The following is a 24,610-nucleotide window of genomic DNA, read 5'->3' as shown; positions in this document are numbered from 1 at the left end:
GCGGCACCGCGCTAGCGTCAGGAGCACTGTGGCAACTGGCCGAACTCACCGAACGGCGACCCGAAGCCGAGGGATCCCCGAGGCCACCGTCGCCCGGCTCCCGCTGTATCTGCGGGCCCTCACGGCGCTTTCGGAGCGCTCCGTGCCCACGGTCTCCTCCGAGGAACTGGCCGCCGCCGCCGGCGTCAACTCGGCGAAGCTGCGCAAGGACTTCTCGTACCTCGGCTCCTACGGCACCCGCGGCGTCGGCTACGACGTCGAGTACCTCGTCTACCAGATTTCACGCGAGCTGGGTCTGACCCAGGACTGGCCCGTGGTCATCGTCGGTATCGGCAACCTCGGCGCCGCCCTCGCCGGCTACGGCGGCTTCGCCTCCCGCGGCTTCCGCGTCGCCGGGCTCATCGACGCGGACCGGGCCATGACCGGCAAGCAGGTCGCGGGCCTGACCGTCCGGCACACCGACGAGCTGGAGCCGCTGATCAAGGAGAGCGGCGTCTCCATCGGCGTCATCGCCACCCCCGCGGGCGCCGCGCAGGCGGTCTGCAACCGGCTGGTGGAGGCGGGCGTCACCTCGATCCTCAACTTCGCCCCGACCGTGCTGAACGTCCCCGAGGGCGTCGACGTCCGCAAGGTGGACCTGTCGATAGAGCTGCAGATCCTCGCCTTCCACGAGCAGCGCAAGGCCGGCGAGGAGGCCGAGCTGCGCGAGGCCGAGGCGGCGGCCGCGGGGCAGGGCGGCAAGCCCGCGGCGGACGCGGTGGCGCGGCCCGCCGCCCGGAAGAAGCGCACCGGCCAGGGGCCCGACGGGGACGTACCCGCCGTGATGCCCGCATGAGTGTCCTCGTCGTCGGCCTCAGCCACCGCAGCGCGCCCGTGAGCGTGCTGGAGCGGGCCTCGCTCGCGCCGGACGCGCGCGCGAAGCTGCTCGCGGACGCGGTGGCGGCGGCTCCGGTCACGGAGGCGGCGGTGCTGGCCACGTGCAACCGGATCGAGCTGTACGCCGCGGTGGACAAGTTCCACGCGGGCGTCGCCGAGCTGTCGACGCTGCTGGCGCAGCACGCGGGCGCGAGCCTGGAGGAGCTGACGCCGCACCTGTACGTGCACTACGAGGACCGCGCCGTGCACCACCTGTTCACGGTGGGCTGCGGACTGGACTCCATGGTCGTCGGCGAGGGGCAGATCCTCGGCCAGATCAAGGAGTCGCTGGCGCTCGGGCAGCAGCAGCACACCGCGGGCCGGACGCTGAACGACCTGTTCCAGCAGGCGCTGCGGGTCGGCAAGCGGGCGCACAGCGAGACGGGGATCGACAAGGCGGGGCAGTCGCTGGTGTCGTTCGGGCTGGCGCAGCTCGCGGCCGGGGCGCCGGTGGCCGGGTGGGTGGCGGGACGCCGCGCGCTGGTGATCGGCGCGGGGTCGATGTCGTCGCTGGCGGCGACGACGCTGGCGCGCGCCGGGGCGGCGGAGCTGGTGATCGCCAACCGCACGTACGAGCGCGCGGAGCGCCTGGCGGCGAGCCTGAACGCGGGATCGGCGGTCGCGGGCGGCTGGGGTGCGGGGCCGCCCGCGGCCGGCGCCGGATCGCCCTCTGCGGGCCCGGCGGGTCCGATCCCGTCGCAGGCCGGGCCGGGGGAGGGCGCCGGCGGGCCGGCGGCCCGCGCGGTGCGGGTCGAGGAGATCGCGGACGAGCTGGTGACGGCGGACGTGGTCGTCTCCTGCACCGGCGCGACGGGCCTGGTGCTGACCGCGGACGACGTACGGAACGCACTGGGCCGCCGCACCGGGGACACTCCTCTCGCTCTGCTTGACCTGGCCATGCCGCGTGATATCGATCACGCGCTGCACGGAGCGGCCGGCGTGCGGTTCGTCGACATCGAGGCCCTCGCCGGGGCCTCCGCCGATGCCCCCATGGCCGCCGACGTGGACCAGGTACGGGCCATCGTGGCCGAGGAGGTCGATGTCTTCGGCGCCGCTCAGCGGGCCGCCAGCATCACGCCCACCGTGGTCGCCCTGCGGACCATGGCCCAGGACGTCGTCGCGGGCGAGATCGCCCGTTTGGAGGGTAGGCTGCCCGGGCTCGACGAACGTCAGCGGGCCGAGGTGGCGCAGACCGTGCGCCGCGTCGTGGACAAGCTGCTGCACGCGCCGACCGTACGGGTCAAGGAGCTGGCCGCCACCCCCGGTGGAGCGGGGTACGCGGACGCCCTGCGGGAGCTCTTCGACCTCGACCCGGCCACCGTCGACGCAGTCAGCCGCGCGGACTCCGGCCGCGCGGCGGCCAGCGCACGCAGTGAACGGGAGCCGTCATGACCGCAGCCAAGCCGACGCCGGCGAAGGGGGCCGAGGCGCAGGAAGCCCCGCGCTTCCAGCGCCCGTTGCGCCTGGGCACGCGGCGCAGCAAGCTCGCGCTCGCGCAGTCCGAGCAGGTTGCCGAATCGGTACGCCGCCTCACCGGGCGCACCGTCGAGCTGGTCGAGATCACCACGTACGGGGACGTGTCCCGGCAGCACCTGTCGGAGATCGGCGGCCAGGGCGTCTTCGTCGCCGTCCTGCGCGAGGCCGTGGTGCACGGCGACGTGGACCTCGCGGTGCACTCGCTGAAGGACCTGCCGACCGCGCAGCCCGCGGAACTGGTCATCGCCGCCGTGCCGCCCCGCGAGGACCCGCGCGACGTGCTCGTCGCCCGCGACGGCCTCGGCTTCGAGCAGCTGCTCGCCGCCGGCGGCCGGCCCCGGATCGGCACCGGCTCGGCGCGCCGCGCCTGCCAGCTGCACGCCTGGGCCCGCTCACTCGGCGGGTCGATCGAGACCGTCCCGGTCCGCGGGAACGTCGACACCCGCATCGGGTACGTACACAAGGGCGAGCTCGACGCCGTCGCGCTCGCCGCCGCGGGGCTCAGCCGCCTCGGCCGGCTGGCCGAGGCCACCGAGCTGATTCCCCTCGACGCAGTCTTGCCCGCCCCCGGCCAGGGGGCCCTGGCGGTCGAGTGCGCCTCGTCGAGCGCGCACCTGACCGCCCAGCTCGCGGAGCTGGACGACCCGCACACGCGGGTCGCCGTCACCGCCGAGCGGACGCTGCTCGCCGCCCTGGAGGCCGGCTGCAGCGCGCCCGTGGGCGCGCTCGCCGACCTGCACGCGGAGGGTCCCTCCGGGGCCGACTTGGGCACAGCGTCCACTGTCACCGAGATGCGCCTGCGCGGCGTCGTCGGCACACCCGACGGCTCCGCTCTGGTGCAGATGTCCGCCACCGGCCCCGTGCCGGCGTCGCACGACGACGCCGTGGCGCTCGGAAGCGAGCTCGCAGAAGAGATGCTCGCCAAGGGCGCGGCCGGTCTGATGGGGGAGCGACTTTGAGCCCCACGCCTTCGACCCGTAAGGCCAGCGCGTCGGCGCGTACCGCAGCGACCGGCGCGGCCCGCCCGCCCGGTCCCGCCGGCCGCGGCCACGTCACGTTCCTGGGCGCAGGACCCGGGGATCCCGGACTGCTGACGCTGCGCGCCGTGGAAGCGCTGTCTGCCGCGGACGTCCTGATCGCCGATCCGAAGGTCCTCGCCGTCGTACGCGCCCACGCGCGCGTCGGCGCGGTCATGCCGCACACGTCGTCGACGCCTGCGCCCGTGGCGCATACGTCGGCGGCCGCGGGGGACGACGAACCGCCAACGGCCGCTGACGCAGGCCATCTTGTCATGGAGGCCGCCCGCGCCGGCAGGCGGGTCGTGCATGCCGTGGCGGGTGATCCGGGCCTCGACGGCGGTGCCGCGCACGCGATGCGCGCCTGCGCCGCCGAGGGCATCGCCTTCGAGGTGGTGCCCGGTGTCGCGACCGCCGTGGGCGTGCCCGCGTACGCCGGTGTGCCGCTGCACGACCCGCAGGGAACGGACGTGCGCGTCGTGGACGCCGCGACCGCCTCGGAGCAGATCTGGGGCGAGGCGGGCGCCAGCGACTGCACGCTCGTGGTGCAGACGTCCCTGGAGGCCACCGCGGCGACGGCGCGCGAACTGGTCGCCGCGGGCCGCAAGCCGGACACCCCGATGACGGTCACGCTCGCGGGCACGACGACGCGGCAGCGGACGTTCAGCGCCACGCTCGGCAGCGTCGCGCAGGTGCTGAAGTCGGCGAAGGTGCTGCCGTCGCCGGACGCCGGGCAGGCGGTCATAGCGGTCGTCGGCGAGCAGAGCGCGCCGGCCCGCCGCGAGCACCTTGCCTGGTTCGAGTCCAAGCCGCTCTTCGGCTGGCACGTGCTCGTGCCGCGGACGAAGGAGCAGGCGGCGTCGCTGTCCGAGCAACTGCGCTCGTACGGTGCCGTGCCGCACGAGGTGCCGACCATCGCCGTCGAGCCGCCGCGCACCCCGCAGCAGATGGAGCGGGCGGTCAAGGGCCTGGTCACCGGGCGGTACGAGTGGATCGCCTTCACCTCCGTCAACGCCGTCAAGGCGGTGCGGGAGAAGTTCGAGGAGTACGGGCTCGACGCCCGCGCGTTCGCCGGGATCAAGGTCGCCGCGGTCGGCGAGCAGACGGCGGCGGCGCTGGTGGAGTTCGGCGTGCGCCCCGATCTGCAGCCCAGCGGCGAGCAGTCCTCGCACGGGCTGCTGGAGGACTGGCCGCCGTACGACCCGGTCTTCGACCCGATCGACCGGGTGTTCCTGCCGCGCGCGGACATCGCCACCGAGACGCTGGTGGCCGGCCTCAAGGACCTGGGCTGGGAGGTCGACGACATCACCGCGTACCGGACGGTGCGCGCGTCGCCGCCGCCGGCCGAGACCCGTGAGGCGATCAAGGGCGGCGGGTTCGACGCCGTGCTGTTCACGTCGTCCTCGACGGTGCGGAACCTCGTCGGCATCGCCGGCAAGCCGCACAACGTCACGGTCATCGCGTGTATCGGGCCGGCGACGGCGAAGACCGCGGAGGAGCACGGGCTGCGCGTCGACGTCATGGCGCCGGAGCCGTCCGTGCACAAGCTGGCCGAGGCGCTGGCGGAGTTCGGCGCGCGGCGCCGGGCGGCGGCGGTCGAGGCCGGGGAGCACGTCACGCGGCCCAGCGAGCGCAGGCCGCGGCGGCGGGCGCGTACGACGACCACGTGAGCCGACGGGGGCCGGCGGGGCGTGTCACGGCGGGGGCGTACGGTGGAATCCACCCGGCCGCCCGCCGTCCGGAGGGGGCGCGTCCGTGCGTGCCCACCCCTGCCGGGCGGGCAGGCGGCCGTCCCGGAGCACCACGGAGGTAAGCACACGTGTCCGGCACCGAAGCCCCGCACCCCGGCCCTGTCACCGTTCCCGTCGTCCGCCCGCGGCGGCTGCGCACCACGCCCGCGATGCGGCGCATGGTCGCCGAGACCCGGCTGCACCCGGCGGAGCTGATCCTGCCCGCCTTCGTCCGCGAAGGCATCGACGAGCCGGCGCCGATCTCGGCCATGCCGGGCGTCGTGCAGCACACCCGCGACTCCCTGAAGAAGGCCGCGGCCGAGGCCGTCGCCGCGGGCGTCGGCGGGATCATGCTCTTCGGCGTGCCGGAGGAGCACAAGAAGGACGCGGTCGGCTCGGCCGGCACGGACCCGGACGGCATCCTCCAGGTCGCGCTGCGCGACGTGCGGGCCGAGGTCGGGGACGACCTGGTGGTCATGTCCGACGTGTGCCTGGACGAGACCACCGACCACGGACACTGCGGGGTGCTGGACGCCGCCGGCCGGGTCGACAACGACGCGACGCTCGCGCGGTACGCGGAGATGGCCGTGGTGCAGGCGGACGCCGGGGCGCACGTGCTGGGGCCGAGCGGCATGATGGACGGCCAGATCGCGGTGATCCGCGAGGCCCTGGACCGGGCGGGCCACCAGGACACGGGGATCCTCGCGTACACCGTGAAGTACTCCTCCGCCTTCTTCGGGCCGTTCCGCGAGGCGATCAACTCGTCGCTGAAGGGCGACCGGAAGACGTACCAGCAGGACCCGCCGAACGGCCGCGAGGCGCTGCGCGAGCTGGCCCTCGACCTCGCCGAGGGCGCCGACATGGTGATGGTCAAGCCGGCGGGGCCGTATCTGGACGTGCTGCGGCGGGTCGCCGACGAGTCGGACGTGCCGGTGGCGGCGTACCAGATCTCGGGGGAGTACGCGATGGTCGAGCTGGCGGCGGAGCGCGGCTGGGTCGACCGGGAGGCGGCGATGATGGAGACGCTGACGGGGATCAGGCGGGCCGGGGCGCAGATGATCCTCACGTACTGGGCGACGGAGGCGGCCGGGCGGCTGGCGCGCGGCTAGCCTGCCTGGGCTTCGGGCTTCGGGGCACGGGCCACGGCACCCGGGCGGGGCGGCTGCGGGGTACGCGGCCGCGGGCCGGGCGGGCGCCTTGCGGGCCCGCCTCGGCCGTACGGGACCGTGTCAGCGCCTGCGTGCGCGCAGCACCGCGTCGTGGTGCTCCTGCGGCTCGTCGCCGCCGTGCGGTTCGTGGCCCACCGGCGCCCGGCGGGTCCGGACCTCCGCCACCGCGATCTCCCAGTCCTCCGGTACCAGGTCCGCCGCCACGTCCTGCGCGGTGAAGTGCACTCCCGGGTGCGCTTCGGCGATGTCCGCGGAGCGGGGGTCCGTCTCGTGGTGGCCGACGACGAGCAGCGTGCCGCCCGGCGCCACCGCCGCCGCGAGGCGGCCGAAGAGCGCCTCGCGGGAGGCCGTCGTGTGCACGTAGTGCGTGGTGACGAGGTCGAAGGGGGCGCCGTCCGGCACGGTGTCGGTCAGGTCGGCCCGTACCCACGTGATGCGGCCCGCGACCTCCGCGCCGCGGGCCTCGGCGTGCGCGCGTGCCCGGTCCAGCGCGGTGGCGGAGATGTCCACCGCCGTCACCCGCCAGCCGCGCTCGGCGAGCCAGATGGCGTCGGCGCCCTCGCCGCAGCCGGCCTCCAGGGCGGTGCCGGGCGGCAGATCCGCCAGCTCGGCGACGAGCTGCGGGTTGGGGTTGCCGCTCCAGATCGCGTCGCGGGCGCGGTACTTCTCTTCCCAGTACGCCTCGCCGAACTCTTCGGTCGCGTTCGTCATCCTGGTGTTCCTCTCTCCGGAGTCGCCCGTCACACGCCGACCCGGCGGGCGGCGACCGCCCGGCGGGCGTCCTCGGCGGCGAGGTCTGCGTTGATCTGCGCGCCGGCCATGGCGCCTGCCGACGAGGCGGCGTGGACCTGCGCGGTCATGTCGGTGACGTTGCCCGCGACCCACACGCCGGGTACGTCGGTGCGGCCCGTGGCGTCGGCGGGGATGTGCTCGCCCATGCCGGAGGGGTGCTCCACTGCGCGCAGCCCCAGGTCGGCGAGGAGCCCGGCGCGGGCGACCATGCGCGTGGCGACCGCGAGCGCCTGGCGGGGCACGACGGTGCCGTCCGCGAGGCGTACGCCCGCGAGCCGGTCGCCGGCGACCTCCAGGCCGGCGACCTCGCCGGTGACGACGCGCACGCCGAGGGCGTCCAACTGCTCGGCGGCGTCGCCGGCCGGCGGCTCCGCGGTGTGCGCGAAGTACGTGACGTCGGCGCTCAACTGCCGGAACAGCAGCGCCTGGTGCAGGGCCATGGGCCCGGTGGCCAGCACGCCGATGGCCTGGTCGCGGACCTCCCAGCCGTGGCAGTAGGGGCAGTGCAGTACGTCGCGGCCCCAGCGCTCGCGCAGGCCGGCGACGTCGGGCAGCTCGTCGACGAGGCCGGTGGTGACGAGCAGCCGCCGGGCCCGTACGGAACGGCCGCCGGCGAGGGTGAGGACGAACCCGGTCCCGTCCCTGTCCCCCGCCCCGTCCCTGTCCCCGGTGTCCCGGTGGCCGTCCGCCGGCTCCCGGGAGACGCCGGTGACCTCGCCGGCCACCACGTGGCCCCCGTACCCGCGGACCTCCGCCCGCCCGCGTGCCAGCAGCTCGCCCGGAGGCATGCCCTCGCGGCCCAGCAGCCCGTGCACGCCGTCCGCCGGGGCGTTGCGCGGGGCACCCGCGTCGATCACGACCACGGAGCGGCGGGAGCGGGCCAGCATCAGCGCCCCGCTCAGCCCCGCGGCGCCGCCGCCGACCACCGCCACCTCGTAGCTCTCCGCCGGCTCGTGGCTCTCCGCGGGCTCGGCGCCCGTCCCGGTCCACCCGGTCTCGGCCCTCTCGGTCATGTCGACCACCTCCATGCCGACGACCATGCGGCCGGCTCCGCCGAATGCGCAAACCTTGTTGCTGTTATGGCAAGCTGTTCGCATGGCTGACACCGACGGCGCCCCCGATCAGGACGCAGAACTCGACACCGCCCTCAACGCCGTCGGCCCCCGCCTGCGCGAGCTGCGCCGCCGGCGCGAGTCGACGCTCGCCGACCTGTCCGCGGCCACCGGCATCTCGGTGAGCACGCTGTCCCGGCTGGAGTCCGGCAGCCGCCGCCCCACCCTGGAGCTGCTGCTGCCGCTGGCCCGCGCCCACGGCGTCACGCTCGACGAACTCGTCGGCGCCCCGCCCACCGGCGACCCCCGCATCCACCTGCGGCCGGTCACCCGCAACGGCATGACGATGCTGCCGCTGTCCCGCAGGGCCGGCGGCATCCAGGCGTTCAAGCTGATCCTGCCCGCGCGCAGCGGACGCCGGGAGCCGGACCTGCGCACCCACGAGGGCTACGAGTGGATGTACGTGATGAGCGGCCGGCTGCGCGTCGTGCTCGGCGAGCACGACCTGATCCTCGAACCGGGCGAGGCGGCCGAGTTCGACACCCGCGTGCCGCACTGGTTCGGTGCGGCCGACGACGAGCCGGTGGAGTTCCTGAGCCTCTTCGGCGGGCAGGGCGAACGGGCGCATCTGCGCGCCCGCCCGAAGGCGGGGGCGTAGGCGCCGGCCGGCGCGGGCGCGGGGCCGCGAGCCCGGCGCTTGACTTTCCCGGTGGGAAAGTGTGATGCTCACTTTCCCACCGGGAAAGTGAGAGGTCTCGTCATGGACAACGTCGCCGCAGAGCAGGCCCGCGATGCGCTCGCCACCGCGGAACACGCCCGCCGCCAGGTGGCCGAGGAGGTCGGCCTGCCGCGCGCGTACTGGTGGGTCATGGCCGCCGGCTGGCTGGTGCTGGGCGCGGGCGGCGCGGTGCTGCCGTGGTGGCTGACCACGATCGCCACGGTGGCCTTCGGCGCCGGACACGTGATATTCGCCTCGCGCCTGCTCAGCGGGCGGCGCCGTACGCAGCAGATCCAGGTGAGCGCCGCGGTCGCCGGCCGCCGCATCCCCACGGTCGTGGTCGGCATGCTGTTCGTGTTCGTCGCCGTCACCATCCTGGTGGCGCTCGCCCTGGACGCCGAGGGCACCGATCACGCGAGCATCTGGGCGGCGGGGATGGTGGCGGCCGTCGTCGGGTTCGGCGGGCCGGAGATCCTGCGCGTGGTGCGCCGTTGGGTGCGCGCATGACGCAGCCGAAGTTCGACGAGCTGATCCACCCCAGCACCCGCCTGTCGCTCGTGGCGACGCTCGCCGCCGTCGACTGGGCCGAGTTCGCCTTCCTCAAGGACCGGCTGGAGCTGTCCGACTCGGCGCTGTCCAAGCAGCTCACGACGCTCGAGGACGCCGGGTACATCACCACCGAACGCCGCGTCAGCGGCAGCCGCCGGAAGGTGCGGGCCCGCCTCACCCCCGCCGGGCGGGACGCCTTCGACGGCCACATCGCGGCGCTGCAGGCCATCGTCGGCGACGCCGCACGCCCGCTCTCCGGGCCGGCGCCCCGCTCCTGACCCCGGCTGTCAGTCCGGCGCGATAGTTTCCGGGGCATCCCGCGGCAACCGAGCGAAAGGGGATTCAGGAGCCATGCCCTGCCCGGAGCTACCCCGGACCACGTCCGGCGAGGTGCTGATGGTCTGCGCGTACTACGAGCACGGGGAGCCCAGTTGGGGCGGGCTGCTCACCCCCGGCGGCGGCACCGCGCTCGTGCCCGACGACAGCCCCGTGCGGCTGTGCCCCGTCGCCGACCCCGGGTGGGACCACCTGCGCGGCGGGAACGTACCCGCGCTCATCCCCGGCGGCGGACCGGCCGCGCCCGTCGCCGTCCTCGTGGACATCGCCGCCGTCTACGGCGGCGAGCCGCTGCTGGTCGACCTGGCCGCGATACCCGGGCGCGGGGTCCGCGTCGCGAAGGAACGCCTCGGCGAGATCCTGGCCGCCCTGTTCGACGGGGCGCTCGTCTTCGACGACCTGATCCGGGACACGGACCTGCGCGGCACCTACCGGGGGAGCGCCGGCCGGCGGGCCTTCCCCGTGCCGACGACGCAGCCGCAACGGGACTTCCCCGCGCTGCCCGCCACCGAGGGCGCCCTGCTGGTCCGCACCTGGTTCGAGGACGACGACGGCTGGCGCGCCCTGCTCGACGAGCTGGGCGGCACCGACGAGGAGGGCTGGGTCGGCGCCGACGTCGACCCGGACGACATCGACGAGGACCGCTACCCGCTGACGGCGCTGGTCGTGGACGACCCCGCCTACGAGGGTCTGCCGCCCGGCGGCGTCCCCGCGCTCGTCCCGTCCGAGGAGCACACCGTGCTCGTCGCGCTCGCCGACGCCGGGACCTTCGCCGGGGCGGACCGGCCGCTGGCCGCCGTCGACCTCCACGACACCCCGGGCAACCTCGCCGTCCTGCCGTGGCACGTGGCCGGGTCGATGGTCTGCAACCTGGAGATCGCCAACATGGACTTCCACGACTTCGTCCTCGCGGAGGGCGTGCGGCCGTGGTGGGAGGGGCCGTAGGCGAGCCCCGCGAGGATCCGGAGGGGTCGGCCTTTCAGGACTGCTCGGTGAGGAACGTCTGCAGGACGGCGGTCAGTTCGGCCGGTGCGTCCTCCTGGACCAGGTGGCCCGCGCCCTCGAACAGCTCCAGCCTCGCGCCCGGGACCAGGCCCGCCAGCTCGTGCGCCTTGGCGACCGGGATCCAGGTGTCGTCCGTGCCCCAGCAGACGAGCGTGGGCAGGTCCACCTCGCCGTAGCGGGGCTGGATCTCGTCGGTGAAGCGCTGGTCGGCCTGGGCGATCTGGCGGTAGAACGCCGGGCGGCCGGCGTCGTCGGTCCAGGGGGCGACGAGGGCGTCGAGGACGGCGGGGTGCAGGCCCGGGCCGCCGGTGGTGCCGATGTACTCGCGGACCAGCGCGGTGTGCAGCGCCGCCGGGAGCTGCTCGAAGACGGGCGCGTTGTCCCGTACGAGCCGGAAGAACGGCGAGCCCCAGGGGGCGAGCGCGACGGGATCGACGAGGGCCAGCGCGCGGTACGCGGCGCCGTGCAGGAGGTGTGCGCGCAGCGCGACGGCACCGCCGAAGTCGTGCGCGACGACCAGCGGCTCGTCCAACCGCCAATGATCAAGCAGTTGGACGAAGATCCGCCCCTGGGCGTCGAGGGAGACGTCCTGCCCGGCGTGCTTCTCCGACTGCCCGTACCCGGGCATGTCCCAGACGTACACCTCGCGCCCGCGAGCCAGCGCCCGCGCGACGGCCCGCCACGTGTACGACGACCAGGGCGTCCCGTGCAACAGCACCACGGGCCGGCCCCCGGCTCCGCCGAGCCGGTCCCAGCGGACGTCGCCCGCGGAGCTGGAGAAGGTCCGCGTCAACTGCCAGTCGCTCATGGCGGTCACCCTACGGGAGCCGCCCGCGGCGGGTCGCTCAGAGGCGTTCCGGGGTGCGGATGCCCAGCAGCCCCATGCCCGTGTGGAGCGTCCGGGCCGTCACGCCGCTGAGGAAGAGGCGGTTCTCCACCTGCGCCGGGGTGTCCGCCTTCAGCACCGGGCAGTGCTCGTAGAAGGCCGTGAAGAGCGACGCGAGTTGGTAGAGGTACGCCGCGATCTTGTGCGGCGCGTGCTCCTCCGCCGCCTCCGCGACCACCGCCGCGAAACCGTCCACGTGCAGGCCGAGCGCCCGCTCCGCCGGTTCGAGCGGCAGCGCCGGATGGGGTGCGGGGACGGCGGTGCCGCCGGCGCGGCGGAGGATGGAGCGGATGCGGGCGTACGCGTACTGGAGGTAGACCGAGGTGTCGCCGTGCAGGGACACCATCTGGTCCAGGTCGAACTTGTAGTCCCGGGCCGCCGACGTGGACAGGTCCGCGTACTTCACGGCGCCGATGCCCACCTGCGCGCCGCGCTCGGCGATCTCCTCCTCCGTCAGCGGCGGCACCGCCTTGTCGGCCTTCTCCCGGACGACCGCCGACGCCCGGTCGATCGCCTCGTCGAGCAGGTCCTCCAGCCGTACGGTCGTGCCCGCCCGGGTCTTGAACGGCTTGCCGTCCTTGCCCAGGACCGTGCCGAAGGCGAGCTGCGTCGCCGTCACGTCGCCGTCGAGCCAGCCCATCCGGCGGGCCGTCTCGAAGACCATGCGGAAGTGCAGGGACTGCCGGTGGTCCACGACGTAGAGCAGGGTCTGGGCCTTGAGGTTGAACACCCGGTCGCGGATCGCGGACAGGTCCGTGGCCGCGTAGCCGTAGCCGCCGTCGGACTTGCGCACGATCAGCGGGACCGGCTGGCCGTCCTGGCCCTTGATGTCGTCGAAGAAGACGCACAGCGCGCCCTCGGAGTCGACCGCGACGCCCGCCTCCGCGAGCAGCTCGCACGTCTCGTCCAGCATGTCGTTGTAGCCGGACTCGCCGACGATGTCGGCGTCCCTGACCTCCATGTCGAGCTTGTCGAAGACCGAGAAGAAGTAGAGCTTCGACTCGTCCACGAACCGCTGCCACAGCGCCCGCGTCTCCGGGTCGCCGGACTGCAGCGCGACGACCCTCCGCCGGGCCCGCTCCTTGAAGGCGTCGTCGGCGTCGAAGACGGCGCGGGCGGCCTTGTAGAGCCTGTTGAGGTTCGAGGCGGCCTCTTCGCCGGAGACGGCGGCGCCGTCCGCGCCACCGCGGTCCAGCTCGTGCGGGTGCTCGTCCAGGTACTGGATGAGCATGCCGAACTGCGTACCCCAGTCGCCGATGTGGTGCCGCCGCACCACCGTCTCGCCGGTGAACTCCAGCACCCGTACGAGCGAGTCGCCGATGACCGCCGAGCGCAGGTGGCCGACGTGCATCTCCTTCGCGACGTTCGGCTGCGCGTAGTCGATGACGGTGGTGCCGGGGGCGTCCGCGTACGGGACGCCGAGGCGGTCGTCCTCGGCGCGGGCGGCGAGGTTCGACGTGATCGCCGCGTCCGTCACGGTGATGTTGAGGAAGCCGGGCCCGGAGACCTCGACCTCCGCGAGCATGTCGCCCGCGTCGACCTGCCCGGCGACCTGGCCGGCCAGCTCCCGCGGGTTGGTCTTCAGCCGCTTCGCCAGCGCCAGCATCCCGTTGGCCTGGAAGTCCGCCCGGTCGCTGCGTCGCAGCAGGGGGTCCGCGGCCGCCTCCTGCGGCTGTGCCGCCGCGAGGGCGTCCGCGACGCGCTGCCGGACCTGGGTGGCGAGGGACGGGACTGAGGCCATGTTCGTGATCGCCGCTTCCTTCTGGAGGTGGGATGAGCCCTCAGTATCCCATGCAGGGCCAAGCGGTTTTGTTTGGGAGAATGGGCCCCGCAAGCGCTCCGGAGTTGGGCAGAGAGAGGAAGTCAGGACTGTGGGTGCCACCGCCGAGGCCGCCGACTGGGTCTCCCGTTTCGCCGACGAGGTCATCGCCGAGGCGGAGCGTCGCGCCCCCGGCAAACCGGTGGTCTGCGCCTCCGGCCTGTCCCCCTCGGGACCGATCCACCTGGGCAACCTGCGCGAGGTGATGACGCCGCACCTGGTGGCCGACGAGATCCGCCGCCGCGGCATCCCCTGCGAGCACCTGATCTCCTGGGACGACTACGACCGCTTCCGCAAGGTGCCCGCCGGCGTCGAGGGCGTCGACGAGTCCTGGGCGGAGCACATCGGCAAGCCGCTGACCTCCGTGCCCGCGCCCGCGGGCAGCCCGCACGCGAGCTGGGCCGCGCACTTCAAGGCGGCCATGGAGGGCGCGCTCGCCGAGATGGGCGTGACGTACCGCGGCATCAGCCAGACGGAGATGTACACGGCGGGCGCGTACCGCGAGCAGATCCTCTTCGCGATGCGGCACCGCGCCGACATCGACGCGGTCCTCGCCGAGTTCCGCACGAAGCCGAAGCAGCAGAAGAAGCAGCAGCAGAAGCCGGTGGACGAGGCGGAGCTGGCCGCGGCCGAGGGCTCCGGCGCCGCCGACGAGGACGACGGCCTGACGGCGGGCGGCGCGTACTACCCGTACAAGCCGTACTGCGCGGCCTGCGGACGCGACCTGACGACGGTCACCGCGTACGACGACGAGACCACCGAGCTGACGTACACCTGCGCCTGCGGGCACGGCGAGACGGTGCGGCTCTCCGAGTTCGACCGCGGCAAGCTGGTGTGGAAGGTCGACTGGCCGATGCGCTGGGCGTACGAGGGCGTTGTCTTCGAGCCCTCCGGCGTCGACCACCACTCGCCCGGCTCGTCGTGGAACGTCGGCGGCAAGCTCGTCGGGATCTTCGGCTGGGAGCGGCCCATCGGCCCGATGTACGCGTTCGTCGGCATCAGCGGCATGGCGAAGATGTCGTCGTCGAAGGGCGGCGTGCCGACGCCGGCCGAGGCGCTGGAGATCATGGAGCCGATGCTGCTGCGCTGGCTGTACGCGCGGCGCCGGCCGAACCAGTCGTTCAAGGTCGCCTTCGACCAGGAGATCCAGCGGACGTACGACGAGTGGGACGCCCTCGTCCGCAAGGTCGACGCGGGCACGGCGCAGCCGGGGGACGTCGCGGCGTACGAGCGCGCCGCGGGCACCGCCGCCGGTCTGCTGCCGGCGACGCCGCGCCCCCTGCCGTACCGCATGCTCGCCTCCGTGACCGACGTGACCGCCGGCGACGACGAGCAGACCCTGCGGATCCTCGCGGAGGTCGACCCGGAGCGCCCGCTGACGTCGCTCGACGAGGCGCGGCCGCGGCTGGACAAGGCGGAGCGCTGGATCACCACGCAGGTCCCGGCCGACCAGCGCACCCAGGTACGCAAGGACGCGGACGCGGAGCTGCTGGCGTCGCTGGGCGCGGACGAGCGGGAGCTGCTGGGGCTGCTGCTGGCCGGGCTCGACGAGCACTGGTCGCTGGACGGGCTGACGACGCTGCTGTACGGGGTGCCGAAGCTGCGCGCCGGGCTGCCCGCGGACGCCAAGCCGACGCCGGAGCTGAAGGCGGAGCAGCGCGCGTTCTTCGCGCTGCTGTACCGGCTGCTGGTGGGCCGCGACACGGGTCCCCGGCTGCCGACGCTGCTGCTGGCCGTCGGGCAGGCGCGGGTGCGGGAGCTGCTGGGCGGCTGACGCCGCGGGGCGGGGCGCCGCCTGCCGGTCAGGCGGTGCCCATGCCCTGGTTGTAGCGCTCGCGCAGCTCGGGGAGGTAAGTGCGCAGGTAGCGCTCGCTGAGCGCGCTGCCGTCGGCGTACTGCACACCGTGGACGTCGCGCAGGTAGCGGCCGAACGGGCGCGGGGAGGGGAAGCGGCCCTCGTCCAGCACGAACTGGCGGTAGAAGCCGAAGAGCGCGTCGTCGTACGGCACGCCGTCCGGCAGCCCGACGACCTCGGCGAGGTCGTCGGTGGTGACGGGCGGGAGTACGGGCTCGGGTTCCGGCTCGGGCTCGGGTTCCGGCGGCGGCGGGGCGACGAAGGACGGCGCCTGCGGCGCCGACCGCGGGTGGCCGTTGACGGCGACGGGGGCACGAAGGTCGCGGCGGGGCGCGGGGCCCGGGATGGTCGCGACGGGCTCGGCGACGGGCAGCGGCTCGGGCTCCGGTACGGCGGCGGCGGGCGGCGCGGGCTCGGGCTGGGGGGCGGTTGCTGCCGCGGCCGGGTACGCGACCTGGGCGGGCGGCGCGGCCTGGGGTGCGGTCTGGAGGGGCGGCGCGGTTTGTATGGCTTGCGCGGTGTGCGTGGTCTGTGCGGTCTGTGTGTCCGGTATGCCCGGCGCCGGCTGTGCCGGGGGCGCTGCCTGCACGGCCTGTGGCGCCGCCGGTCCCGGTGCCAGTTCCGCCTTCGCCGCCTGCGGGCGCAGCGGGGCGTCGATGCCCGCCGCCGCGAGGCCCGCCTGCGCCGTCTCCGCCAGCGGCACCCCGTACCTCGCCAGCTTCAGCGGCATCACCGCCTCCACCGGCGCCTTGCGGCGCCACGCGCGGCCGTAGCGGGCGCGCAGCCGGGCGCGGTAGACCATGCGGTCCTGTTCGAGGCGGATGACCTCCTCGTACGAGCGCAGCTCCCACAGCTTCATCCGCCGCCAGAGCCGGAACGTGGAGGGGAAGGCCAGCAGCCAGCGCGAGACGCGGACGCCCTCCATGTACTTGTCGGCCGTGATGTCCGCGATCCGGCCGATCGCGTGCCGCGCGGCCTCCACCGCCACCACGAACAGCACCGGGATGATCGCGTGCATCCCGACGCCCAGCGGGTCGGGCCACGCCGCCGCGCCGTTGAACGCGATCGTCGCCGCCGTCAGCAGCCAGGCCGCCTGCCGCAGCAGCGGGAACGGGATGCGGATCCAGGTCAGCAGCAGGTCGAGGGCCAGCAGCACCACGATGCCGGCGTCGATGCCGATGGGGAAGAAGACCGCGAAGTCGCCGAAGCCCTTCTTCTCGGCGAGGTCGCGCACGGCCGCGTAGGACCCGGCGAAGCCGATCGCCGCGATCACCACCGCGCCGAGGACGACGACGGTGATGAGTATGCGGTGCGTCCGGTTCATGCGTATCGCAGGAGCCCTGTCCACGCGCCGTTCCCTCTCCGCTGGCGATCACCGGCCGCCCCGGGCCGGGCCCGGAGCCACGCTAGCCTCGCACGGCTGTACGGGGCTGCGTATGCAGGTTCGCTCACTTGACCGCGGCGAGGGCCTCCTTGGTCGCCTTCTCCGCGTCCTTCAGCAGGTCGGCGGCCTTCGGCTGATCCGAGCCCTGGAAGCCCGCACCGTGGTAATTGACGGTGACGACGACGTTTTCGTGCAGGGAGACCACCGTCTGCTTGCGGTAGTCCTGCTTGTCCTCGGTCGTCTCGTACGTGAACTCCGTGGCCTTCTGGCCCAGTCCGGACGCGGCGGAGGACTTCATGCCCTTGGCGCCCTCGGTGGCCTCGGCGGCGGCGACCTGCTTGCCGTAGTACTCCGCGGCGCGGTCGGCGCCGCTGCCGACGGCCGGGTCGGAGTCGTAGCGCTGGTAGGAGACGTCGAGCCAGCGCCACTGGTAGCCCTTGAGGCCGGTCCAGGAGCAGCTGCTGCGCTGCGCGGTGTCGGCGGATTTGCCTGCCGTGCCGCCGGTGCTCTTCGCGCCCGGCACCAGGTCCTTGATGCTGTCCTTCGGGAGGGCGTCGCAGGGGTCGGGCAGCTTGGCGAACTTCGCCGGCTCGATCTGCGGCTCGCTGGACTCGGCGGACGGTGCGGAGCTGCCCGGCTTGCCGCTGTCGCCGCCGTCGTCACCGGAGGAGCAGCCGGCGGTGACGAGTATCACGGGCACGGCCGCGGCGGCCAGGGCTCGGGGGATGCGGGTCGTAGAGCGGTGCATGGGTCCTTCATCACTCGGTCGTCGGGCGGCGCGTGGTGGGGGCACGACGCCCTGGGCCAGGCGCCTTGCGGGCGCCGGCTAGCGAGCGTACCCGCCGCCGCCGACGGCGTACGGGCGACCGGGGCGGCCCGTGCGTCAGTCGGCGAACTGGTCGGCGAGCTGGTCGGCCACCTGCTGGACGCGCTGTTGCAGCTCAGCGCTGTCCGGCGGCTCGCTGCCCGCGGTGTGCCACTGGTCGTACGTGATGGTCACCACGACGTTCGACGTGCGGAACACCACTGTCACCTCGCGCTGCACCCCGGCGCCGGCGCCGGTTGCCTTGTCGTCGAGGAACGACTCGTCGCCGATGCCGTCGAGGAGGCGGGGGGCGATGGTCTCAGCAGGGCTGGAGTCGTCGTCGGGGGAGCCGCTGCCCGGCTCGGTGCTGCCGTCCGTGCCGCCGTCGGTGGCCTCGTCGGTGGCGTCGGCGGCGTCGTCCGTGCTGCCGGCCCCGTCGTCGTCCTTGCCGCCCGGCCCCGGGCCGTCCGACGCACCGTCGCCGCCGTCCCCGTCCCCGCCCTTGCCGCCGGCCGGCGGGCTGCTCTCGCCCGTGGCGGGGACGCCGCCGGAGGTGTTGCCGGTGTCGGCCTTGTCGGGCAGATCCGGCCGCCCGTTGCTGACGTCGACGTCATGCTCCTCGGCGCGCTCCGCGTAGATCTGGGCGGCCTGCTGGTCGTCGCTGACCTCGTCGTCGTACGACACGATCCGCTCGAACTGCAACTCCAGCTTGTGGCCGCCCTCCGTGGTCTCCCGCTCCCAGCGGCAGCCCACCTGGCGGTCGGCGTCGTACGTCAGGTCCGGCTGGCCGGCGAGGGCCTCCTCGGCCTCCTCGGCCGTCTCGGCGTCGTCGTCGGCCTCCTCGTCCGCACCCGGCAGCAGGTCGTCCAGCTTCCCCGTGCTCAGCGCCGTGCACGGCTCCGGCAGCGTGCTGTACTTCCCCGACGGCACCGGTACGGACGCGGCTCCGGCCCCGCCGGACCCGCTGTCGACCGCGCCGCTGCCCCCGTCGGAGGCGGTGCAGCCGGCCAGCGCGACCGCGAGCACGGCGGCCGTCGCGGCGGCCTGCGCGAGTGCCCTTCGCTGCACGGGAGAAGGCTCCTTCCGACTTCAGGACATGGTGCCGTCCGAAGGTGGTGGACGACCACCATGTTTATCGCACGTCCGGCCGCTTCGTTCGGTCGGGTGTCCGCCGTAAGGCGGTTGACCCGCTTATCTTGTCGCATGGGCGCCGGAGGCGGTCATGTCGTGTCCCGGGGCGCGCTGTGAGTGTCAGTGGGGCGGCCTACCCTTGGGCGGGTGTGAGGGGGTGGTTCGCGGGGACTTGGGCGGGTGTGTCGGGGGCGTATCGCTGCGCGAGGGGGCGTGTTACGAAGTCCCGTGCGCCGGGATGTTCCAGCCGAGCAGCACCGGCCGGTCGTGTTCCGTGCCGAGGACCGACAGCGTCGCCGTCTCCAGCCGGTACAGCGAGCCCGCGGCCGGGTGCTGGCCCAGCCGGCGGGCGGTGAGGACGCGCAGGACGTGCCCGTGGGCGACGAGCAGCACGTCGCCGTCCGCCTCCTGCCGCGCCGCGTCCGCGACGGCCAGCACCTCGTCGCACCGGTGCCCCACCGCCGCCAGCGTCTCCCCGGGGTGGCCCGGGCCGCCCGCCGGTACGCCGTCGTGCCACAGGTCCCAGCCGGGGCGGTCCGCGCGGATCTCCGGCGTCGTCAGCCCCTCGTAGCCGCCGTAGTCCCACTCCTGGAGCCGCGGCTCCAGCACCGTGCCGCGGCGGCCGGGCAGCGCCAGTTCCGCCGTGCGCACCGCGCGCTGGAGCGGGCTGCACAGCACCGTGGCGATGCGGCGCCCGGCGAGCACCGGTGCCAGCGCGCGGGCCTGGTCCTCGCCGACGCCGGTCAGGGGCAGGTCCGTACGGCCCGTGTGGCGGCCGTCGCGGCTCCACTCGGTCTCGCCGTGCCGTACGAGCAGCAGGTCACCCATGGGCTGCTGTTCCTCCTTCTTTCTCCGCGGCGTCCAGCGCCTCGTCCAGGGTCAGTGCGGCCATGATGAGCGCGAGGTGTGTGAACGCCTGCGGGAAGTTGCCCAGTTGTTCGCCGGTGGGGCCGATCTCCTCGGCGAACAGGCCCACGTGGTTGGCGTACGTGAGCATCTTGTCGAACGCGTAGCGCGCCCGGTCGACGTGCCCGGCGCCCGCGAGGGCGGACACGTACAGGAAGCTGCACAGCGAGAACGTGCCCTCGCTGCCGCGCAGTCCGTCGGGGGAGGCCGACGGGTCGTAGCGGTGGACGAGGCTGTCGGTGACCAGCTCCGCCTCCATCGCCCGCAGCGTCGACAGCCAGCGCGGCTCGCGCGGCGCGACGAAGCCGACGAGCGGCATCAGCAGCAGCGAGGCGTCGAGCACCTCGCCGCCGTAGTGCTGGATGAACGCCTGCCGCCGCGCGCTGTAGCCGCGCTCCATCACCTGCTCGAAGATCGCGTCACGCGCGGCGGTCCAGCGGGCGACGTCGCCGGGGCGGGCGAGGTCGGCGGCCATGCGGATGCCGCGTTCGAAGGCCACCCAGCACATCAGCCGGCTGTACGTGAAGTCCTCGCGCCCGCCGCGGGTCTCCCAGATGCCCTCGTCGGGCCGGTCCCAGTGGTCGGCGAGCCAGTCGAGGAGGCCGGCGAGGCAGCGCCAGGCGTCGTAGCCGGCGTGGCCCGCGGTGTCGCTGGCCTGGGCGAGGGCGTAGACGGCCTCACCGTAGATGTCGAGCTGGAGCTGGTCGGCGGCGGCGTTGCCGGCGCGGACGGGGGCGGAGCCGCGGTAGCCCTCCCAGTGCGGCAGGGCCTCCTCGGGCAGGCGGGGGTCGCCGTCGACGCGGTAGAGGGTCTGGAGCGGCTCGCCGGTGACGGTGCCGCGGGGGGTGCCGCCTGCGGCGTCGGCGGCGTCGGCGCCGGGGTCGGCCGCCGCGCTGCTCGCCGTGGTGTGCGCGGCGCCGAGCAGGCCGATGAGCCAGCTCCGGTACGCGTCCGCCTCGGCGGCGTAGCCGAGGTCGAGGAGGGCCCGTACGGACAGTGAGGCGTCGCGGATCCAGGTGTAGCGGTAGTCCCAGTTGCGCTCGCCGCCGATCCGCTCGGGCAGCCCCATGGTGGCGGCGGCCACGGGCGCCCCGGTCGGGGCGTACGTGAGCAGCTTCAGCGTGATCGCGGAGCGGGTGACCACCTCGCGCCAGCGGCCCCGGTAGGTGCAGCGGGCGGTCCAGCGGTGCCAGTAGGCCCGCACCTTGTTCAGCTCCCGGAGCACGTCCCGCTCGTACGCGGCCGGCGGTGGCTCCGCGCCGGGGGCGCACACCGTGAACACCGCCGCGGCGGAGCTGCCCGGCGCCAGGTCCAGCACGGCGCGCACGTCGTCGCCCGCGCGGGTCAGCGCGCCCGCCGGACCGAGGAGCTGGAGGTGGCCGTCGGCGGTGGCGGCGCGGAAGCGGGCGGTGCCGCCGTCGAGTTCGAGCCGGTGCGGGTCGCGGCCGTAGTCGAACCGGGGGCCGCAGTCGAGTGTGAAGCGCATCCGGCCGCGCAGGGCCCGTACGAGCCGGACCACCCGGTGGGTGTCCGTGGGCTCCCCCGGGCGGTCCACCGGCATGAAGTCCAGCACCTCGCCGATGCCCTCGGTGGACAGGAAGCGGGTGACGAGGACGGCGGTGCCCGGCAGGTAGATCTGGCGCGGGACGGCGTCGGCGGCGTCCGCGGTGATCGCGAAGCGCCCGCCGCGCTCGTCGTCGAGGAGCGCGCCGAAGACGCTGGGGGAGTCGAAGCGCGGCGCGCACAGCCAGTCGACCACGCCCTCGGCGGAGACCAGCGCGACGGTCTGCAGGTCTCCGATGATGCCGTGGTCCGCGATCGGCGGGTACGGGCCCGGGGTCACGACGGCACTTCCTTCCCCTGGCGGCGGCGATACGACGACTCTCCCGCCCCGCGGGCGGCGCGGCTGCCGCGGCGCGGCCATTCGGGTGCCGTCAGCCGTGCCGGCTCTACGACTCCCGGTGCACCTTGTAGTTCGCGGCCTGCGCCCGTGGCCGTACGACGAGGAGGTCGACGTTGACGTGCGCGGGCCGGGTCACCGCCCAGGTGATCGTGTCCGCCACGTCCTCCGACGTCAGCGGCTCCTTCACGCCCGCGTACACGGCGGCGGCCTTCGCCTCGTCGCCGCGCATCCGCGTCACCGCGAAGCCCTCGGTGCGGGTCATCCCGGGGGCGATCTCGATGACCCGAACGGGCCGGCCGTTCAGCTCCAGCCGCAGCGTGGCGGCGATGCTGTGCTCGGCGAACTTGGCGGCGACGTAGCCCCCGCCGCCCTCGTACACGGCGTGCCCCGCGGTGGAGGTGACGATCACGACCGTGCCGTCGCCGGAGGCGACGAGGGCGGGCAGCAGCGCCTGCGTGAGGTTGAGCGTGCCGATGACGTTCACCTCGTACATCGCCCGCCAGTCGGCCGGGTCGCCGGACTCGACCTGCTCGGTGCCGAGCGCGCCGCCGGCGTTGTTGACGAGGACGTCGCAGCTGTCGAGGGTCGCGGCGAAGGCGTCCACGGCGGCGCGGTCGGTGACGTCCAGGGCGTACGGGGTGGCCGTGTGCCCGGCGGCGGTCAGCTCGGCCGCGAGCGCGTCTATACGGTCCTTGCGGCGGGCGGTCAGGACGACATGGTGGCCGGCGGCGGCGAGCTGGCGGGCCGTGGCCGCGCCGATGCCGCTGCTCGCTCCGGTGACGACTGCGGTAGGCATACGGCAAGGATAAGCAGGTGGCCGGTGAGGGCTGTGGGCTGGGGATTCCAGGTGAGTACAAGGTTCCGCCCAGGTCGGCGGGGGAGCGTGTGGCGTCCGGTGTCCGACGACGGAAGGACCGCACAGATGATCACGCTCCTGGAGCCCGGGACGACCACTGCTGCCGCGACGATGAAGGGCGGTCCGGGTGCCGGCAACCGCCGTCCGGCCACGGCCAAGACCGGTCCCGGCGTCGGCACCCGCCGGACCGGGCGTGTGCCCGCCTCCGCGAAGGGCGGCGGCATCGGCGTCGGGTCGCGCCGGACCGAGCGGGCCCCGGCCACGGGCAGGGGCGGCGGGCCCTCTGTCGGCGGGCGCCGCCGGACCGGGCGTGTGCCCGCCACCGCGAAGGGCGGGATCGGTATCGGTGGTCGGCGGCGCTGCGCCCCCGTCGGTCCCGGCCGTCGCTAGTCGATCGCCTCGGGGGACGGGAGGATCACGCATGGGACCCCCGGCGGTCACCATGGAGCGGTGGGAAGGGCTGGAGTGCGCCTCGCAGCTCGACATCGTGTTGCCGATGTACAAGGAGATCTGGGTCGAACCGCCCTACCGCGAAGGCCCCAGGGAGATCGCCGAGTTCGTCGACCGCTTCGCGCAGGAGGTCTTCCTCCCCCGCGCCCGCCTCGTCGTCGCCCGCGCCGACGACCGCCCCGTCGGCTACGCCTTCGGCTATCCCCTCCCCGCCGAGACCGGCTGGTGGAAGGCCATGGACGAGGAGACCACCCCGGAGTTCGCCGCCGAGGACGGCCGCCGCACGCTCGGCATCGTCGAACTCGCGGTACGCGCCGACAGCCGCCGCCAGGGCGTCGCCGCCCTGCTGCACGAGCAGCTCCGCGACGGCCTCGGCGTCGAGCGGGTGACCCTCGCGGTCCGTACGGAAGCGGAGGCCGCGCCCGCGCATGCCGCGTACGCCGCCTGGGGCTACCGCCGGATCGGCCGGTGGCGGCCGGCCGACGACAAGCCCGTCTCCGACATCATGCTGCTGACGCTGTGAGCGCCGCGGACCCCCGTGACCCTCCGCCCCCGGCCGGGCTGCTGCGGGAGCGGGGGTTCCGCCTCTACTGGTCCGCCCACAGCATCTCGCTGGTCGGCGACGAGATCACCATCCTGGCGATCCCCCTGGCCGCCGTGCTGCTGCTCGACGCGGGCCCCGCCGAGATGGGCTGGCTCACCGCCGTCGCCCTGCTGCCGTCCCTCCTGCTGTCCATCCCCGGCGGGGCCTGGGCGGACCGGCAGGCGAACCGGCGCAGGGCGATGATCGTCTCCGACCTCGGCCGGTTCGCCGCCGTCGCCTCCGTCCCCCTCGCGTACGCGATGGACGCGCTGACGATGACGCACCTGTACGTGACCGAGTGCGTCGTCGGCGCCTTCACCGTGCTCTTCCGCGTCTGCAACCACCACGTCTACGCCTCCGTGCTCACCCCTGACCGCTACGTGGACGGCAACTCCCTGCTCTCCGGCAGCAGGTCGGCGGCGGCGGTCGCCGGCCCCGGTGCCGGTGGCGGGCTGGTCCAGGTGCTGACCGCCCCGTTCGCGCTGGTGCTCGACGCGGTGACGTATCTGGTGTCGGCCCTGTGCCTGGGACGCATCCGGGCGGCCGAGGCACCGCCCGCGCGCCACCGGGGCACCGGCCTGACCGACGGACTCCGCTGGGTGACGGCCAACCGCGACCCCGGCCTGCTCATCGCCGGCGTGGCGATGCTCAGCCTCTTCAACACGCTCCTGGTGACGCTCTTCGTGCTCTACGCGACCGACGAGCTGGGCCTGTCCCCGGGACTGCTCGGCCTGGTCTTCGCCATGGTCGGGCTCGGCGGCCTGGCCGGGGCGTACCTCGCGCCGCGCGTGGTGCGGCGGATCGGGCTCGGCCCGGCGATCATCGCCGGGTTCGCCGGGTTCAGCCTGCCCCTGCCGCTGGTGCCGCTCGCGGACGGCCCGACGCCGCTGGTGGTCGCGGTGCTGGCCGCCTCCCAGTTCGCGTGCGGCTGCGGCGTCGCGGTGATGGACATCTCCGCGAACAGCTACCTGATCGCCGTCATCCCGCCCACGCTGCGCTCGCGCGTGATGGGCGTGATCCAGACGTCGAACTTCGGCGTACGGCCCGTGGGCGCCGTCCTCGCCGGCACCCTGGGCGCGGCCCTCGGCCTGCGGCCGACGATGTGGATCGGCACGGTCGGCGCCGTGCTGAGCGTGCTGTGGGTCCTGCCGTCCGGACTGCGGTACGTCACGGCCCTGCCGACGGCGTCCGGCGCCCCGCCGCCCGACGCCACCCCGGCCGACACCCCGGCAGACAACCCGGCCGGCAACCCGGCGAAGGTGCCCGCGGAGTGA

Annotated in this window: 22 protein-coding genes; 12 read left to right on the top strand and 10 right to left on the bottom strand. The window is 74.4% G+C overall.

What is annotated here, in order from left to right; translation table 11 throughout:
• Positions 1–28 precede the first annotated feature (28 nt).
• The 5 genes from LG396_RS25880 to hemB all read left to right on the top strand — a co-directional run bounded on the left by LG396_RS25880 (position 29) and on the right by hemB (position 6,246).
• Positions 29–835, top strand: coding sequence for a redox-sensing transcriptional repressor Rex (locus tag LG396_RS25880; protein WP_145901466.1), 807 nt, complete (start codon positions 29–31; stop codon positions 833–835).
• On the top strand, positions 832–2,307 hold the full coding sequence (hemA, locus tag LG396_RS25875) for a glutamyl-tRNA reductase (protein WP_225796595.1): 1,476 nt from the start codon (positions 832–834) through the stop codon (positions 2,305–2,307). The genes LG396_RS25880 and hemA overlap by 4 nt, the downstream gene beginning before the upstream one ends.
• Positions 2,304–3,350, top strand: a complete 1,047-nt coding sequence (gene hemC, locus LG396_RS25870) for a hydroxymethylbilane synthase (protein WP_225796594.1) — start codon at positions 2,304–2,306, stop codon at positions 3,348–3,350. The genes hemA and hemC overlap by 4 nt, the downstream gene beginning before the upstream one ends.
• Entirely contained in the window at positions 3,347–5,077 is a 1,731-nt protein-coding gene (locus LG396_RS25865) for a bifunctional uroporphyrinogen-III C-methyltransferase/uroporphyrinogen-III synthase (RefSeq protein ID WP_372483562.1), read from the top strand. The genes hemC and LG396_RS25865 overlap by 4 nt, the downstream gene beginning before the upstream one ends.
• Before the next feature lie 149 nt (positions 5,078–5,226).
• A complete protein-coding gene (hemB, locus tag LG396_RS25860) occupies positions 5,227–6,246 on the top strand; it encodes a porphobilinogen synthase (protein WP_100299430.1) in 1,020 nt (339 codons plus the stop codon).
• A 120-nt stretch (positions 6,247–6,366) separates the two neighbouring features.
• Here hemB and LG396_RS25855 read toward each other — a convergent pair whose 3' ends face one another.
• The gene (locus LG396_RS25855) at positions 6,367–7,017 is read right to left on the bottom strand and encodes a class I SAM-dependent methyltransferase (RefSeq protein WP_225796593.1); all 651 of its coding nucleotides are present in this window, start codon (positions 7,015–7,017) and stop codon (positions 6,367–6,369) included.
• Positions 7,018–7,046: 29 nt separating this feature from the next.
• Positions 7,047–8,138: an NAD(P)/FAD-dependent oxidoreductase gene (locus LG396_RS25850; protein ID WP_225796592.1), complete on the bottom strand. Its 1,092-nt coding sequence runs from the start codon at positions 8,136–8,138 to the stop codon at positions 7,047–7,049.
• 55 nt (positions 8,139–8,193) lie between these two features.
• Here LG396_RS25850 and LG396_RS25845 point away from each other — a divergent pair, with 55 nt between their 5' ends.
• From LG396_RS25845 to LG396_RS25830, 4 genes are all read left to right on the top strand, one after another.
• Entirely contained in the window at positions 8,194–8,808 is a 615-nt protein-coding gene (locus tag LG396_RS25845; protein ID WP_225796591.1) for a helix-turn-helix domain-containing protein, read from the top strand.
• Positions 8,809–8,910: 102 nt separating this feature from the next.
• Entirely contained in the window at positions 8,911–9,375 is a 465-nt protein-coding gene (locus tag LG396_RS25840; RefSeq protein WP_225796590.1) for a hypothetical protein, read from the top strand.
• Complete coding sequence (locus tag LG396_RS25835; RefSeq protein WP_037748748.1) at positions 9,372–9,695, top strand: winged helix-turn-helix domain-containing protein; 324 nt, start codon at positions 9,372–9,374, stop codon at positions 9,693–9,695. The genes LG396_RS25840 and LG396_RS25835 overlap by 4 nt, the downstream gene beginning before the upstream one ends.
• Before the next feature lie 73 nt (positions 9,696–9,768).
• Positions 9,769–10,698 carry a DUF6924 domain-containing protein gene (locus LG396_RS25830; protein WP_225796589.1) on the top strand — a complete coding sequence of 310 codons (930 nt, stop codon included), beginning with the start codon at positions 9,769–9,771 and terminating at the stop codon, positions 10,696–10,698.
• Positions 10,699–10,732: 34 nt separating this feature from the next.
• Here the strand turns inward: LG396_RS25830 and LG396_RS25825 are convergent, their stop codons facing one another.
• Both LG396_RS25825 and argS read right to left on the bottom strand, forming a co-directional pair.
• Positions 10,733–11,566 (bottom strand): alpha/beta fold hydrolase, encoded by an 834-nt coding sequence (locus LG396_RS25825; protein WP_018841932.1) that lies wholly within the window; start codon positions 11,564–11,566, stop codon positions 10,733–10,735.
• Between the two features lie 37 nt (positions 11,567–11,603).
• On the bottom strand, positions 11,604–13,385 hold the full coding sequence (gene argS / locus LG396_RS25820) for an arginine--tRNA ligase (protein ID WP_225796588.1): 1,782 nt from the start codon (positions 13,383–13,385) through the stop codon (positions 11,604–11,606).
• A 130-nt stretch (positions 13,386–13,515) separates the two neighbouring features.
• Between argS and lysS the strand changes: the two genes are divergently transcribed.
• Positions 13,516–15,237 (top strand): lysine--tRNA ligase, encoded by a 1,722-nt coding sequence (gene lysS / locus LG396_RS25815; RefSeq protein ID WP_145901476.1) that lies wholly within the window; start codon positions 13,516–13,518, stop codon positions 15,235–15,237.
• A 28-nt stretch (positions 15,238–15,265) separates the two neighbouring features.
• Here lysS and LG396_RS25810 read toward each other — a convergent pair whose 3' ends face one another.
• The 6 genes from LG396_RS25810 to LG396_RS25785 form a co-directional block, all read right to left on the bottom strand.
• Complete coding sequence (locus LG396_RS25810) at positions 15,266–16,642, bottom strand: DUF2637 domain-containing protein (RefSeq protein WP_225796604.1); 1,377 nt, start codon at positions 16,640–16,642, stop codon at positions 15,266–15,268.
• Between the two features lie 124 nt (positions 16,643–16,766).
• Complete coding sequence (locus LG396_RS25805; RefSeq protein WP_225796587.1) at positions 16,767–17,450, bottom strand: DUF3558 family protein; 684 nt, start codon at positions 17,448–17,450, stop codon at positions 16,767–16,769.
• A 135-nt stretch (positions 17,451–17,585) separates the two neighbouring features.
• On the bottom strand, positions 17,586–18,575 hold the full coding sequence (locus LG396_RS25800) for a hypothetical protein (RefSeq protein ID WP_225796586.1): 990 nt from the start codon (positions 18,573–18,575) through the stop codon (positions 17,586–17,588).
• Between the two features lie 279 nt (positions 18,576–18,854).
• Positions 18,855–19,466, bottom strand: coding sequence for a histidine phosphatase family protein (locus LG396_RS25795; protein ID WP_037748766.1), 612 nt, complete (start codon positions 19,464–19,466; stop codon positions 18,855–18,857).
• Positions 19,459–21,387 carry a glycoside hydrolase family 15 protein gene (locus LG396_RS25790; RefSeq protein WP_225796585.1) on the bottom strand — a complete coding sequence of 643 codons (1,929 nt, stop codon included), beginning with the start codon at positions 21,385–21,387 and terminating at the stop codon, positions 19,459–19,461. Before LG396_RS25790 ends, LG396_RS25795 begins: the two co-directional genes overlap by 8 nt.
• A 106-nt stretch (positions 21,388–21,493) precedes the next feature.
• Positions 21,494–22,243 carry an SDR family NAD(P)-dependent oxidoreductase gene (locus LG396_RS25785; RefSeq protein ID WP_225796584.1) on the bottom strand — a complete coding sequence of 250 codons (750 nt, stop codon included), beginning with the start codon at positions 22,241–22,243 and terminating at the stop codon, positions 21,494–21,496.
• A 481-nt stretch (positions 22,244–22,724) separates the two neighbouring features.
• Here LG396_RS25785 and LG396_RS25780 point away from each other — a divergent pair, with 481 nt between their 5' ends.
• The gene (locus tag LG396_RS25780; protein ID WP_225796583.1) at positions 22,725–23,276 is read left to right on the top strand and encodes a GNAT family N-acetyltransferase; all 552 of its coding nucleotides are present in this window, start codon (positions 22,725–22,727) and stop codon (positions 23,274–23,276) included.
• Positions 23,273–24,610, top strand: a complete 1,338-nt coding sequence (locus LG396_RS25775; RefSeq protein WP_225796582.1) for an MFS transporter — start codon at positions 23,273–23,275, stop codon at positions 24,608–24,610. Before LG396_RS25780 ends, LG396_RS25775 begins: the two co-directional genes overlap by 4 nt.

Source organism: Streptomyces aculeolatus (assembly GCF_020400605.1).
Lineage (GTDB): Bacteria > Actinomycetota > Actinomycetes > Streptomycetales > Streptomycetaceae > Streptomyces > Streptomyces aculeolatus.
This window is presented reverse-complemented; position numbering and strand designations above follow the sequence as displayed.